The sequence below is a fragment of the Natrinema salinisoli genome, from assembly GCF_020405205.1.
Lineage (GTDB): Archaea > Halobacteriota > Halobacteria > Halobacteriales > Natrialbaceae > Natrinema > Natrinema salinisoli.
In genome coordinates this window covers 1,852,499-1,866,671 of record NZ_CP084469.1, presented here as the reverse complement: position 1 = coordinate 1,866,671, position 14,173 = coordinate 1,852,499, and the positions used below count along the sequence as shown (strand labels likewise).

Sequence of the window (14,173 nt, the reverse complement as noted above, 5' to 3'; positions counted from 1 at the left end):
GATCAGTTTCAGCCGCGGGAACGACGTCGAACGGGCGATGCAACCACCAGCGACCGACCGAACTATTTCAATGAGTGATGCAGAACAGCCGACCGACGATGGGGTACCGGGCGACGACGAATTCGAGCCGATTCAGGTCTTTCCGGAGGCCGAAGACATGGACCTCCGGCCGGGCGCGGACGACTGCTACAAGTGCTCGACCTGCGACACCAACTGTCCCGTCGCCGAGGTCGACGACGAGTTCCCCGGCCCGAAGTTCCAGGGGCCGGAGCAGTGGCGGCTCAAGCGCCAGGACGATCAGGACATCGACGACTCGGTGATGAAGTGCTCGAACTGCATGCGCTGTGACAGCGCCTGCCCCTCCGACGTGCCCCTCTCACAGATGCACAACACGGCTCGAGGAGAGTACGTCGAGGAGCAGATGGACAAGTTCTCGCGGGAGTACGTTCGCAACCGGATCCTCGCGAACTACCGCCGACTCGCGCCGCTGGGATCGATGTTCCCGCGGACGACGAACTTCGTGATGGGGCTCTCCGCGACGCAGTGGCTCGGCGAGAAGGTCCTCGGCATTACGGGGGAGCGGGAGTTTCCCGAATTTGCGACGGAGACGTTCCGTGAGTGGTGGACGAAGCGAGGTGGCGCGCAAGTCCAAAACGAGGACAAGCGCATCGCCTACTTCCACGGCTGTTACTCGAACTACAACACGCCCGAGGTGGGGAAAGCACTGGTCCGCGTCTACGAGGAGCTCGGCTACGAGATCATGGTCCCCGACCAGCACTGCTCGGGGACGCCGATGTTCGCCAACGGCATGCTCGAGGACGCGCGCCGGTCGGCAGAGACGAACGTCCGAGAACTCGGTGCGGCCATCGAGGACGGCGCGGACATCGTCGCCTCCTGTAGCTCCTGTTCGATGTCGCTCCGCCAGGAGTACCCCGAACTGTTCGACTTCGAGGGGACCGAGGCGGTCGCCGCGAACACCTGGGACGCCGTCGAGTACCTGCGCGTCCACGAGGACCTCGAGGGCGAACTCGAGGGGACCTCCGTCGGGGACGAGTTCGAGAACTTCGCGTACCACGCGCCGTGTCACGCGCGGAATCAGGGGCTCGACGGCCAGACGATGGAAGTGCTGGCTCCCATCGACGGGGTCGAAGCTCGGGACGTCGGCGACTCCTGTTCGGGGATTTCCGGCACGTATGGCTGGAAAGCGGAGAACTACGAGACGTCCATGAAAATCGGAGACGAAATGTTCGACCACATGGAGGAAGCGGACGCCGAAACGGGTCTCACGGAGTGTCCGACCTGCTCGATGCAGATGGAACACGGCACCGGCTACGAGATCACCCACACCCTCGAGGTGCTCGAGGCGGCACTCGTCGGGTCGACGGAGGCAGACTCCCAGTAATGGACTTACAGGAGCGCATCGCTCGCCGCCGATCGGCGCGGCAAGGTCGGACCGTCGTCGTCGACCGCGACCATCTCAGTCCGGTCGTTCACCGACCGGAACCGGTCGGTCGCGGCCCCGTACTGGAACAACTCCTCGACACGCTCGAACCGGTCTTCGGCGGCGAGTTGCCGCCACCGGTCGCGGTCGTGGGACCGGCCGGATCGGGGACGTCCGCCGTCGTGACCGCGCTGTTCGATGCGTTGAACGAGCAGTTCGGCGGCTCGAATCGGACTATCGCCACGACGACGCGGGGCGGGAGCACTGACCCGGTAACGTGGTTCGTGGCCGTCGACGGCCGACAGGTCGAGAGTCCGTTCTCCCTCTATCGGGCACTCCTGTCGAGTATCTCGACCGACCGAGTGCCGGAAAGCGGCGTCGGCACCGACGACTTGCGCAGCCGTCTGACCGAGCAGCTCGGTCGGCCCGATCGACGCGCGATCGTCGCGATCGACCATCACGACGAGCCCGAAACGCTCGACGTCGCCCGGGTCCGTGACTTGCTCGAACCGGTCGGGGACCGCATCGCTACCGTCGCGGTCGGCCAGCGAGAACCCGACGGCCACGAGGGCCCCACGGTCACCGTTCCGGCCTACCGCGATCACGAACTCGTCGACGTCGTGACCGACCGCGCCTCGACGGGACTGGCAGCGGGCGTGCTCGACCACGGCCTCGTTCGCGACCTGGCCGATTGGGCGGACGGGAACGCACACGACGCGCTCGCAGCCCTGTTCGGTGCGGCCGTCCTCGCGACGGAGGACGACGCCGATCGGATCGAGCCCCGCCACCTCGAGACCGCACGGGACGACGTCCCCGACGACGGTGTTCACGTGAGCCGCGCGCTGGCACTGTCAGAAACCCGCCAACGAGTGCTTCTGGCACTCGTCGAGATCGGTGCTGGCGATCGACCGATTCGAGAGATCGCGGCCGCTATCGCCGAACGGTCGTCGTTGACCGCCGGAACCGTCAAGCGGTTCCTGTACGAAATCGCCGATCGAGGGATCATCGAACGGGTCCCGCTGCCGACCACCGATACCGGCAGCGGTCGCCAACCGAGTACGGTCGAACCGCGATTCCCGACGATCGCGTTTCGATCGCTGACGTCGACCGGAACGCAGTCGCTGTGATCACGGGCAGTTCCCGGATGGGCAATCTATTTTGTCGGCCCCGGCCTACGGTAGTCTAACCCGGTATGACGATCGAGTTCACAGCAATGGCGGACGCGGCGGGTCTCGAGGTATACGACTCGATCGAACACCGTCGCCTCCAGATCGAAACACCTGGGACGTTCTCCTTCGACGCCAGCGGGGCGGAGAGTTTCGGCTTTCCGGTCGATTCGACCTGTCGACTCGAGACCGATACGGTCACCGTCACGCAACCGTACTCCGTGACCGTCCACGACGAGACCGGGCGAACCGAAGGAAAGTTCGACGCCGGTGAAACGGCTCGACTCGAGGATCGGACCCAGTTCGTCGGATTGAGCGGGCCGATCAAACTCTACTGTCGGATCGATGCGCCCGGAACGATCGACATCGGCGTCACCTCGATTACGATAACGACCGATCGGGAGACGAGAATCGAACTCGGCGCGCGATCACCACACGACCGACCCGTTGGAACGATTACGACGCCGCCCGACGTCGAATCGATGATGCGTGCCGTCTCCGCGTTCCCGTCCGCACTGCAGACGACCTCACCCGAGCGGACGTGGCCGACCTTGCGCGGCCATCCGCCGCTGATCGAACTCGGCGATCGTCTCGAGGTTCCCGACGCCGTCGACGAACCGGAGAGCGACAGCACGCTCACCGTGCCGCCGGACTACGCGTCGCTGTATCAGGCCGCTCCGCTCGCGTTCTTTCTGGGAGCCACGATTCGACCGGGCGACAGACCGATGCTCGAGACGCCGCGATTCGAGCATCCGCTGGGGACCGAGCGCGCGCTCGAGGACGAAATCGCAACCCTCCTGAAGCGGTTTTTCTTCCTCGACTGCCTGACTCGAACGGAGGGGGTCTTCCAGTACGACCTCCTCGAACGATCGGCACTCGAGGACGACCTCCCGTTCGACCTCGCCGACACGTACGACTGCCCGCTTCCCCAGCGTCTGGAACGGTATCTCGAGGTTCCGTTCGAACTGATCGAGCCACACGTCCCGCGGTGGCCGCTGACCGCACACGTTCCGTCCGATCCGGAGAGCGCCACGTTGTTGCCGTTCGTCGTCAACGAACTCGGAATCGTCCGCGAATCTCACGGGCGGACGCCCGAGTCGGTTCCGCAACCGGACCCGAGTTCGGGGCTCGTCCGTTCCGCGACGACCTACCGCTCTTCGTCTCCGGTTGCGGAAAGCGCGCCGTTCGTCGTTCCGTCGGTCACGGACGAGGCCGTCGAACACGCCTGGTTCGGCGACGGTATTCCACAGCAGGCGTCGAAGGCGACCATCGAGGCGTATCGAAATCAGCTCGACCACGACGAACGGAGCGAATCGATCGAGATCCTGCTCGTCTGTAACGACGTCCGCATGATCGACGAGCACGATCTCCTCGACGGGGCCTACGGCAACCGGGAAGACCTCCCGTTCGAGATCCACTCGGAGTTCGGCGTCGACTGCGATCGGCTCGCCGAACTGCTCACCGACGGTGGCTACGATTTCTTCCACTACATCGGCCACGCGGTCGAGGACGGTATCCGCTGTTCCGACGGCGATCTCGACGTTCGAACCCTCGAGTCGGTCGACGTCGGCGTCTTCTTCCTGAACGCCTGTCGCTCCTACGAGCAGGGCCTCGCGCTCACCCGACAGGGAGCGTTCGGCGGCGTCAGCACGTACGCCGACGTGATCAACGAAAACGCCGTCGAAGCCGGTGAGACGATGGCTCGCCTGCTCAACCGCGGCTTCCCGCTCCGGGGGGCACTCGAGATCGCGAGAACGAACGCGGGGCTCGGTGATCAGTATCTCATCGTCGGCGATGGATCGGCGGACATCGCTCAGTCCGACGGAGGTGCGCCGATGCTCGTGGAGTTCGAGTCCCGTACCGGAGAGCAGTTCGACTTTTCGGTCCAGTCGTACTCAACCAAGGAGTTCAAATTAGGGACGGCAACTACTTCGACTCTCGATGCTGTTGCGGATCGACATCTCACACCGGGTCGGACTCCAGTTTCTCGGGTGATGGAGGAGCCGCTTCGGCAGTATTTCACGTGGACCGAGTTGCCGGTACTGTCCGAAGGAACGCTCCACTGGAACGACGGGATCGGGACGCAGTTACTCGACTGACAGCCTCCCGCGGCGAACGCCGTGGGGTTCCCCCACTGGGGGTTGAACCTATGGGTACGGAGAGGGTCGCAGATTCGTCGTCACGGTAGACGATGGCCTGCGTTTCGGGCTGCTTCAGTAACGGATATCCGACGGCAGTCAATTCTCACCGAGTAGTATACCAGCTTTGTCGTGAATAAAAGAGCGGTCGCGTCTCCGTATCTGACTCAGGGGCCGATCTGTGACGAACTCCCCGCTGCGACTGATCCGGCCTGACTGAGCAGGACGAACAGGGTGAACAGGGCGCCGATCATTCGAGGATGCTGTGCGAGGTAGTCCTTCATGCTGTCTTTCGCGGACATTACATTCCAATGGATGGCTCCGATGGTAATAAATCTATCTTATACTTACGTATAGGAATTATTATGGCTTAACGAAGATTCAAACCGGTCCTGAACTCGCTCGGAGTGATACCACGATCACTGGTCCGACGATTCGTACTCGAGGTCAGCAGTGTACCGATCGACTAGCAAGACGGCACCGGCACCGACGAGTCCGGTCCCGACGGCAACCGCTGGGCGTCCTGCCGGTGACGACCCGAGATTGCTCGTCACCTCGACCACGGGGAGGCGAAGCGCACCGACCATCAAACTCACCAGAAAGGCAAGCGTCGTGGCCCGATAGCGCTCGAGGGCACGTCTGACGGTGTGTGCCATCGTGAACAGTCCGACGGTCGCGCCGACCGCGAAGAGTGCAACTGTCGTTCCGGGCTCGAGAAGCGGAGCGAGCCCGTCGCCGCGGAGCGCCCCGACCAAGGCGTCGACGAACGCGCTGACCGTCCCCGTCATGTACTCGTACTGACCGAGGATCAACAGAAAGAACGCGCCCGAGACGCCAGGGAGTATCATCGCACAGACCGCCACTCCCCCCGCCAGAACGATCATCGCCGGTCCGTGCGACGTCCCGGCTTGCGTCACGCCCGTTACTGCGGCAGCGAGGACGATTCCGACGATCGAGACGGCGATTCGTCGCACGCTCCACCGTTCGATGTCGCCGTACAGTACGATCGCCGATGCACCGATCAGCCCGAAAAAGAAGCCGTAGGTCGGAACCGGATACTCGCTCACCGCAGTGTGCATCACGGACGACAGCGCGACGATAGCGGTCCCGATTCCCAGTCCGAGCGCCAGCAGAAACGTCGCGTCGATCCGATCGAGCTCTGCCCGGACCGCCGCTCTGCTTTCCGGTTCGTGAATACGGACTGCCGGTCGGAACGCGCGCGGATCGATCGCCGTGATCGCGCGAACTAATCGATCGTAGACACCCACGATCAGTGCGATCGTCGCCCCGGAGACCCCGGGGACGACGTCGGCCGATCCCATCGAGAACCCCTTCAGATAGACGGCGAGAAACTCCCGCATTGCTAACAGCGTCGTCCGGATACTATCAAAAGCCTTCGCTACATCCTGAGTGTCGCGGTGATCGAAACACGCCCGAGCGACGATAGACGGCTCTGGCCTCAGTGAGCCGGCTCGACCGCGACTGGCGCGACCGATTCCGTGGTTTCGTTGTCGGTCGTTCCGTCGTCCGTCGATCCGGAGTCGCCCGACTCCGTGCCGCTCTCGTTGCCGGCGGTCTCGTTGGCCGTCGGCTCCTCGACTTCCTCGAGCGGAACGTCGTCGACCGTTTCTCCCTCGACGACCGCCGTTTCGCTGACGGCCGTCTGTCCGCTGTACTGTGCGACGGGGAAGCCCTGCTGACCGGGTGCGAAGACGGTGACGTCGTACTCTCCGGTCGCCTCGACGCTGCTGTTCGTGTACCCGTCGTCGACACCGAGATCGTCGTTCGTCGCGTACGGGACCGTTAGCTCGTAGCTCCCGTCCTCCGAGACGTTGGACCGCTGGGTGTAGTTGAACGTCCGACCCGAATCGGTCTCGAGCTCGACCGTCGCCGCGACCGTCGCGTTATCGGTGTCGGAGACGGTCGTGTCCTCGAGGGACCCGGCGATCGTCGCACCGTCGACGCGTTCGTAGGTTTTGACTGCGGCCGCCTGTCGCTGCTCGAAAACCTCGACGTCGTATTCCTGGCGTTGCTGGATCCGCTGGAGTTGGATCTGTGTCCGCCGGTCGAATTGCCGGTTGATTCCGACCTGCGGCTGGCCGTTCTCACTCATGAGGACCTGATCCGTCTGCGCGTCGACGATCGCGTAACTGATGTACGTCGCCGTTCGCTGGTCGTCTTCGTGGACGAGTCGGTAGTGTTCCATCCCGGCAGCGTCGTCGAAGTATAACGACGACATCATCGTATCGTCGTAGGGAACGTCACCGAAGGTCTGGCGGATTTCGTCCCGCGGGATCTGCTGACCCGGCTCGTAGTCTTCCGGGGTGACGTAGTGTTGATACCCCGGCCCCGTCCACCGCGTGATCGCGCCGAACTTCCCGCCGGCCATCTGGTTGTCGATCATCACGTACCGCATCTCCTCGTCGGTTTCGTTCCCCTCGACGGTCGCCTGCAGTTCATCGTTGGATCGATCCGCGACGGGCTCACCTGCCGCGATCGAATCGAGGATCAGTTCACCGCGCTGCTCGGATTCAGCGGTCAGGAACGCCGCCGACGATTTGGCGTTTTGCTGGAACGGATTCGAGTGTGGGATCCGCTCGGCCTGGGTCGTTATCAGGTGGCCGTAGTCCCACCAGGATATCACGCCATATGCGCCGTCTGGATACTCGTAGTCGCTATCCGCGGGATTGTAGCTCCCGTAATAATCGAGTTGGTCGGCGTTGTTCGCGTCACCGTAGTTCCCCGGCGCGGGCGTGTTCCCCTGCAGCCACTCGTTTGACTCTTCCCACGTCGTCGCAGAGGAATGCGGAGCGGTCTGTTCGCCCCGTTCCACCGCAGTCGCCGTCGCTAGTGGCGGGAGCAACGGTGCGAACAGGAGCAAGACGACGAGGATGACCACGATAACCTGGTAGGTCTCTATCTGCCGGAGTGATCGAAGACTGCCAGTCAGGTCGAGGTCGAAGAGTTGCACGAGCTCCGCGACGAACGCGGCGTTGACGACCGCGACCGCGAGCAGGAGGTAATACATGAACCGAACCTGCGTCGCGGCCATACTAATGAGCATCAGCGACCAGACGATGACGAGAGTGTGTTCCGCGCGGAACTTCCGGCCGAACAGCGGTCGGATCGCCAGGAAGGCGAGCCCCGCGAGCATCGTATAGAACGCACTGCCGAATTCGGTGAACGCCCGGTCGAAGAAGTCGTCTGGCGGCTGCGCTTCGACAATCGTGAGGTCGGTCGTCGCTTCACCGAACGGCAACATGCGACGCGTCGCGTTACCCACGATCGTATCGAACAGGCTCGGGAGGGCGATCCACATTACGAGGAAGGTCGCGGTGATGAGCCCGCCGATCGCGAGGGGATAATATCGGCGCTCGAGGTCACGGTCGTTCCACTGCCGGGCGAACCAGGCCATGAAGACACAGCCGGCGGCCACGAGGAAGGCGGCCAGTGGCTGGAGGACTCCGAAACTCGTCGAACCCGTACTACTCGGTCGCTCCATTAGCAGTAGGGTCAGGAGCGCCGTCACACCGAGACTCACCGCGCCGACGAAGGCGATGTGGTCCGGTGAGATCCCACGAACGTAGTCGAGGCAGAGCTGGACGGTAAAGAAGATCGCGAAAATACCGACCAGGAGGACCGCCGACGGCCAGACCCAGATGTAGAGCGTGAGGGCGATTCCGGCGAGGGCGCTGTAGATCGCAGCCGTCCGGAGGGCGTCCCAGTCCTTGGCAGCGATCAGTTCGTAGACTGGCTTCTCGCGTTCGCCCACGGTGACGGCGACCAACATCGCGAGGACCGCGATCGCCATGAACAGGACCTCGCCGACGTGGTGGTCGAGCTGGCCGACCGTCGACCGGGAGAGGAACTGTCCCTTCGCGAGCGCAAGGATGAGTACGGAAACGATTCCGCCGATCGTCCCGCCGAGCCGACGGCCCGCATAGAAGACGGGAATCGCGACGAGCGCGGCCATAACCGGAATAGACAGGAGTGAGACCGCATACAGTGTCTCTTCGGAGGGTGAACCGAGGCCGACGATCATCGCCGCAGTGACGATGAGCTGGTCGAACAACGTGCCGAACTGGCCGACATAACTTCCGCTCGGGAACCCCGTCCAGACCTCGTAGGGCATCGTGTGCGGATAGTTCTCGGCCGTCCAGTTGATCGTCCGCCACTGATACCACGAGTCGATTCCCGCCAGCGCGGGCGATCCATCGTCAGTGACGAACCGGTCGTACGACTGGGTTCGCAACCAGACCATAAACAGCATCACGGCCCCGAGAACCGGGAGGTGATACCATTCCCGCCACGCCTCGAGGACGGACGTATCGGTTCCGTCCTCGACGTGCTCTGTGTCGGTACTCATTAGGTTGCACCAGACCGATGCCAAGAATAAGTCTTGTTATATACTCGTGGTCATTTGATATCCGGTCACGGAATAGGGCCGGCGGCGAGACTATCTCTTATACGTGAACGTCGTCTTACCGACCCCACGTGAACGAAAAAGCTTATTCAGCCTTCACCGAAATCCGTCTCCAATGAAGGTCTCCGTCGTCGTCTGTACCTATGCGATGGATCGCTACGACGTCTTTTCCGACTGTGTCGAGAGCGTGCTGGCACAGACGTACGATCCGCTCGAGATCGTCCTCGTCGTCGACGGCAACGAAGCGGTCTTCGAGCGCGTGCAGGAAGACTACGGCGATCTCGAGGACGTCGTCCTCCACTGCAACGACGAGAACCAGGGGATCTCGTACAGCCGAACTCGCGGAGCCGAAATCGCGACCGGGGACGTCGTCGCGTTCATCGACGACGACGCCGTCGCCGAGGACGACTGGGTCGCGGAACTCGCTCGCGTGTACGACGAGACCGACGCGATCGCCGTTGGCGGCCACGTCGCACCGGATTGGGTGACGACGAAACCCGATTTCTTCCCCGAGGAGTTCTACTGGCTCGTCGGGTGTGACGAACGCGGAATGGGCGAGCACATGGAGGAGTTGCGGAACACGTACGGCTCCAACATCTCGTTCCGGCGGGACGTGTTCTTGAACGTCGGCGGCTACGACGAGAACACGGGCCGACACGGGGATCGCCACATTCAGGCCCACGAAGCGCCGGTCTGCATCCGAATGGCAAACGAGTACGGCAAGGGCGTGATTTACAACACCGATGCGGTTGTCCACCACAAGCTGTTCGATTACCGGGGGGAGTTTCGATGGCTCGTCTTCCGGTCGTTCTGGCAAGGGTACTCGAAGCGAATCATGGATCTACTGTTACCCGAATCGAAAGGTGACAAGAACGAGTATCTGGGCCAGCTCTTGCTCGAGTTCGTTCCGGACCGGCTATCGGCTCTCGTTGGGAAGCCATCGATGCCGAAAGTAAAACAGCTTGTGACTATCTTCGTCTTTACCGCTGCGGTCGGTTTCGGCTACCTGTACGGATTGATTGAGGTGAATCAGACGGACCTGACCGTTGATAACGACGCTGTGAGAAGCACGTGACGTTGGCTTTTTGTCCGCTTGGTTTTGACAGTGTCGATATCTTGAACGAAAGGCACCCCACTTATAAATAAGATCTCGGTTTGCGGTCACTTCTATTCATTCCGCCTGATCGACAACCATCCTATGATCTGACTCACTCACCTGATTCGTATTGTTCGTACCAAGCCGGAGTAACGTCGGCATTCGAAACGGCAGTATCGACTGAGGTTTGCATCCCATCATGGAACGCATCTACGGAGAACCGTTCGGCAAAGGCGGCGATCTCCGACGCTGACCATTCGACTCCGTTCGTCTCAAACTGTCGAACGGTCTCCGTGAGACTTGGTCCGGATTCGTCCGTTCGAGTGTATCTGTAGCCGTTTTTGCCGTCGACAACCTGAAACTGTGTCATTCCTTCTTTGACGCCGAGAAGTGGTGTTCCGGCCGCCAGTGCTTCGACGGGGGCAATCCCGAAATCCTCGTCTCGCCCGTTGAACACGAAAGCCTTCGCACCTGAAAGCAATCGGGACTTTTCGGCCTCATCAACGTATCCCCGGAATTCAATGTTGTCGTCGGCCATACGCTCGAGACGTTCTCGCTCGGGCCCGTCACCGGCGACGACCAGTCTTTGATCGAGCTCGTTAAACGCCGTGACGATCCCGTCGATATCTTTGTGCCAATCCAATCGGGAAAGGGTCATGTAGTACTCCCCTGTCTCCTCGTCAGTGGGGTCGTACTCGTGAGTGTCGACAGGCGGATACACGACGCGGATTTTATCGCTCGGAACCCCCCAGTACCGCTCGACGCGACGCTTTACGAGTTCGGAATTAACGACATAGAGGTCCGGTCTGTGGGTATTGTGATCGAACAGGACGCGGATCGCGTAATGAAACAACAACTGAAATTGTGCGAATCGGGTAGATTCGATCTCGGTGATCTGATCTGATTGTCTGCGGTTCGTGTGATGGATATATGCGACCCACGTCTGATCGTCCGGAGCAACGTAGAAGAGCGGCTCGTTCCCGCTAGTGACCACAACATCATACTCTCGAAGTGGTGAGGCGATTTGCCACCCAATGAGATGAGCAATCTGTCGTGCGAGTCCGCCCCGCTCTAGACCGCGGTTCAGCAGCATGCCCTGAATGAGCTGCTCGGACTCGACGTCGGGCGGTTCGATCGATTCGTCGCGCCAACCGACATAGAAGGGTGCATCTTCGAAGATCCGTGTGAGTTCCCAGGCAAGGCGATCACCCCCACCGTTGGCGTGTTCGCCCCAATGAGCGATCGCCAGACTTCGATCAGACTCAGACGATCCGAAATCAGTCATTACATCGTTTTATAAATCAATACCCATATCATTCACGGGTTGAACTCAGCAGATTACAGTACCGAATATCCCTGTTCGGTGTCAGCATCCGCTGGAAATAAGTCTAAATGGCCGTTCGTGTATATATAAGGGACAAAGAGTAATAAATGACCACTCAGTCCGTTTTTGGACCAATATTAGTTGTCGAGTATTCGCTCGTAGATCTCATGGAACTGTGGAACGACGACATCTGGATGATACCGATCTTCGACGAGCCGTTGGTTCTCACGGCCGATTCGGTCCTGGTTCGCGGCAGCGTACTCGATACCCTCGCTCAGACTCGACAAGTCGCTGGGTTCGACCAGAAGTTCCGGCTGTGGGATGGTTTCCGAAGGGCCGCCGATATCCGTCGCAACGACCGGTAGTCCAGCTTGCATCGCCTCCAGGATCGTCCGGCCGAACGGCTCCGGCCAGACGCCCGGGTGGACGAACACATCCGCGTCTGCATACGCTCGCGTGACCTCCTCGTAGGGGACGGAGCCGGTGAATTCGATCCGGTCGGACGCGGCGGTTCCTGCGGCGCGGTCCGTCAGTGCGTCCCACTCCGGGCCGTCGCCGACGATCGTCAGCTCGATCCCTTCCGGGACGTGATCCATTGCATCGACGAGATACTGTACTCCCTTTGAGTCCCGGAGGTAACCGACGTACAGCAACTCCACTTGGTCGGTCTCCTCGGTTTCCACCTCAGGAACCTCGAACGACGGATCGAGCATGTTTGGGATCACCTCGTAGTCGGCAGTTCCGAGCCCGTGAGTCCGGTAGACTTGCTCGACCGCGCCGCTGAGTGGCAGGAACATGTCGATGTTCGTCATGTGCTCTAGCAGCCGAGGCCGCTCGACGCGTAACAGCGTCTGTTCGTACAGCTTTCGCTTGATCGAGGGAGATACGTTCACGTCGCTCCAATCGATAAGCGGGTACGCGTTCAACGTCGCAATCGAGGGAATTTCGAGGGCGTCGGAGAGCCGTCCGACGGCGGGATGCAGGTGCATATTGTACGCGTGAATCACGTCGCAGTCCAGCCCGACAGCTGCAAGTTTCCGGTAAGCGATCTCATTGGGAAGAGTGTAGGGATACTGAGGAACGTCCGCGAGGCGGACGACTGGGACGTCCCCGACTGTCTCCGTGGACTTGCCGTCGAACGAGTAGACGACGACCTGATCGATAACGTCTCGAGTGTGGAGCTGCTCGGCAAGCAACCGTGCGCTGATTTCACCGCCACCGGCGTGGGTGGGTGGGTATCGTGGGGTGACGAGGGCGAGTTTCATCGCAACTACTGTGGTTCCGAACAGGCCTTAGATATTTGTTTTCCGACTCGTGTACGGGATCGCTTGTCGAGTTCGGTCGAGCAGAGGACTTGGACAGTTCGATCATCTGAATTTCTGCGGGTCACAGACTTTGTCTGATCGAACGTTCTACTATTGTATTCATAGGCTCTTAAACATTTAATAGGGGAACAAATGTTCAGTCCGTGTCTGTGGCTACGTTATGCTCATCTTCAGTACCACCGGTCGACGTAGGCAATCGATTACATCCGGTATCCGAGCGCTTCGAGCTGATCTTCGACGGACTCGTCGGGCGTCTCGGGTCCAGAATCCACTGGGGAAGCTATCGACGGCGAGTAGCCTCCCGTATCCGTGGCCGACGTTTCGACCCACGGGACGGTCCGAACGGTTGGATTGAGGCTCCCTGTCTTGTGACCGTACTCCCAGTACTCACCGAAGGACTCACCGTGGTCGGCAGAGATGGCGACCATCTCGGCGTCAACGTTCTCCAGTAACAATTCCACTTCGTCGAGGACGAATCGCAATTCGTCCAGATACGTGTTCCAGATCGTCTCGAAATCGCCGGTCTCACCGAGAAACCCCCACCAGTCGTGCTCGTGTTGGTCAAGATCCCGGCCCTCGCGGAGCGCGTTCGCAAAATATGGTGGATGCGGCTGAAGATAGTGGAGAATAATTCGATCGTAATCGTAATTGCGATTCACCGCGATTCCGCGATCGGTCACGTACCGTGGCGGTGTTCCGCCCTCCTTGTGTCCCCGCGGTCCGTCTTCACCGACCGGTTCGTACTGGTAGAGGTACTCGAACCGACCGATCGTGTCGACGTCTACCGTCGGCAATCTTTCTAGAAGCCTGTAACTTAGCGTGTTGTCGCTCAATGAGGCCGATTCGTGATGGCGATCCGCCAGTATCTGTTTTGAAAAGACGTTCGCGGAGAGATAGGCCGTGTTCCGTATCGTCTCTTCGTACCGTTCTTCGAATGTCTTTGCAATCCACTCGGGGGATCGACCCCCAACGGACCGGATGGACCCGACGTCGGACAGGAAGTCGTACTCGGGAGCCACCGCTTCGAGCGCATCAACCCGACACGTATCGAGCAGGATCAGGATATCCCAGTCCCGAGAAAAGACGTTGGTCCCGATGGTCGTCTTCGTGTTGAGATACGTCGACGGAGTGCGAACGAGAGCCTCTATCAACGTATCGTCGATAGCCTGTCGCGGGTATTTAATGGCCTTCTGCATATTGCTCCAGTTGATATCATGCCTAAACATCGGTGAAAGGCCGCTAAAAACGCCGAAGTCGGCT

The 14,173-nt window shown here is 60.7% G+C and carries 10 protein-coding genes; 4 read left to right on the top strand and 6 right to left on the bottom strand.

Annotated features, from left to right (window positions below):
- The first annotated feature begins 70 nt into the window (after positions 1 to 70).
- The 3 genes from LDB05_RS09135 (at position 71) to LDB05_RS09125 (ending at position 4,706) form a co-directional block, all read left to right on the top strand.
- Entirely contained in the window at positions 71 to 1,402 is a 1,332-nt protein-coding gene (locus LDB05_RS09135; RefSeq protein ID WP_226007610.1) for an anaerobic glycerol-3-phosphate dehydrogenase subunit C, read from the top strand.
- Positions 1,402 to 2,568 carry a Cdc6/Cdc18 family protein gene (locus LDB05_RS09130; RefSeq protein WP_226007609.1) on the top strand — a complete coding sequence of 389 codons (1,167 nt, stop codon included), beginning with the start codon at positions 1,402 to 1,404 and terminating at the stop codon, positions 2,566 to 2,568. The genes LDB05_RS09135 and LDB05_RS09130 overlap by 1 nt, the downstream gene beginning before the upstream one ends.
- A gap of 65 nt (positions 2,569 to 2,633) precedes the next feature.
- The gene (locus LDB05_RS09125; protein WP_226007608.1) at positions 2,634 to 4,706 is read left to right on the top strand and encodes a hypothetical protein; all 2,073 of its coding nucleotides are present in this window, start codon (positions 2,634 to 2,636) and stop codon (positions 4,704 to 4,706) included.
- A gap of 206 nt (positions 4,707 to 4,912) precedes the next feature.
- Here the strand turns inward: LDB05_RS09125 and LDB05_RS23400 are convergent, their stop codons facing one another.
- The 3 genes from LDB05_RS23400 to LDB05_RS09115 all read right to left on the bottom strand — a co-directional run bounded on the left by LDB05_RS23400 (position 4,913) and on the right by LDB05_RS09115 (position 9,111).
- Positions 4,913 to 5,047: a DUF7503 family protein gene (locus LDB05_RS23400; RefSeq protein ID WP_284145792.1), complete on the bottom strand. Its 135-nt coding sequence runs from the start codon at positions 5,045 to 5,047 to the stop codon at positions 4,913 to 4,915.
- A gap of 117 nt (positions 5,048 to 5,164) precedes the next feature.
- On the bottom strand, positions 5,165 to 6,106 hold the full coding sequence (locus tag LDB05_RS09120) for a DUF368 domain-containing protein (RefSeq protein ID WP_226007607.1): 942 nt from the start codon (positions 6,104 to 6,106) through the stop codon (positions 5,165 to 5,167).
- A gap of 98 nt (positions 6,107 to 6,204) precedes the next feature.
- The gene (locus tag LDB05_RS09115) at positions 6,205 to 9,111 is read right to left on the bottom strand and encodes an oligosaccharyl transferase, archaeosortase A system-associated (RefSeq protein WP_226007606.1); all 2,907 of its coding nucleotides are present in this window, start codon (positions 9,109 to 9,111) and stop codon (positions 6,205 to 6,207) included.
- A 172-nt stretch (positions 9,112 to 9,283) separates the two neighbouring features.
- Here LDB05_RS09115 and aglG point away from each other — a divergent pair, with 172 nt between their 5' ends.
- Positions 9,284 to 10,243 (top strand): glucosyl-dolichyl phosphate glucuronosyltransferase, encoded by a 960-nt coding sequence (aglG, locus tag LDB05_RS09110; protein WP_226007605.1) that lies wholly within the window; start codon positions 9,284 to 9,286, stop codon positions 10,241 to 10,243.
- Positions 10,244 to 10,376: 133 nt separating this feature from the next.
- On the opposite strand, the gene LDB05_RS09105 is transcribed toward aglG, so the two are convergent.
- The 3 genes from LDB05_RS09105 to LDB05_RS09095 form a co-directional block, all read right to left on the bottom strand.
- Complete coding sequence (locus tag LDB05_RS09105; RefSeq protein ID WP_226007604.1) at positions 10,377 to 11,549, bottom strand: glycosyltransferase; 1,173 nt, start codon at positions 11,547 to 11,549, stop codon at positions 10,377 to 10,379.
- 176 nt (positions 11,550 to 11,725) lie between these two features.
- Complete coding sequence (locus LDB05_RS09100; RefSeq protein ID WP_226007603.1) at positions 11,726 to 12,853, bottom strand: glycosyltransferase family 4 protein; 1,128 nt, start codon at positions 12,851 to 12,853, stop codon at positions 11,726 to 11,728.
- A 260-nt stretch (positions 12,854 to 13,113) separates the two neighbouring features.
- Entirely contained in the window at positions 13,114 to 14,109 is a 996-nt protein-coding gene (locus tag LDB05_RS09095; protein ID WP_226007602.1) for an alkaline phosphatase family protein, read from the bottom strand.
- Positions 14,110 to 14,173: the final 64 nt, after the last annotated feature.

Bases quoted from the DNA above. Each gene is read 5' to 3' on its own strand.
- LDB05_RS09135 (WP_226007610.1), top strand. From the start codon at position 71: ATGAGTGATGCAGAACAGCCGACCGACGATGGGGTACCGGGCGACGAC.
- LDB05_RS09130 (WP_226007609.1), top strand. From the start codon at position 1,402: ATGGACTTACAGGAGCGCATCGCTCGCCGCCGATCGGCGCGGCAAGGT.
- LDB05_RS09125 (WP_226007608.1), top strand. From the start codon at position 2,634: ATGACGATCGAGTTCACAGCAATGGCGGACGCGGCGGGTCTCGAGGTA.
- LDB05_RS23400 (WP_284145792.1), bottom strand. From the start codon at position 5,047: ATGTCCGCGAAAGACAGCATGAAGGACTACCTCGCACAGCATCCTCGA.
- LDB05_RS09120 (WP_226007607.1), bottom strand. From the start codon at position 6,106: ATGCGGGAGTTTCTCGCCGTCTATCTGAAGGGGTTCTCGATGGGATCG.
- LDB05_RS09115 (WP_226007606.1), bottom strand. From the start codon at position 9,111: ATGAGTACCGACACAGAGCACGTCGAGGACGGAACCGATACGTCCGTC.
- aglG (WP_226007605.1), top strand. From the start codon at position 9,284: ATGAAGGTCTCCGTCGTCGTCTGTACCTATGCGATGGATCGCTACGAC.
- LDB05_RS09105 (WP_226007604.1), bottom strand. From the start codon at position 11,549: ATGACTGATTTCGGATCGTCTGAGTCTGATCGAAGTCTGGCGATCGCT.
- LDB05_RS09100 (WP_226007603.1), bottom strand. From the start codon at position 12,853: ATGAAACTCGCCCTCGTCACCCCACGATACCCACCCACCCACGCCGGT.
- LDB05_RS09095 (WP_226007602.1), bottom strand. From the start codon at position 14,109: ATGCAGAAGGCCATTAAATACCCGCGACAGGCTATCGACGATACGTTG.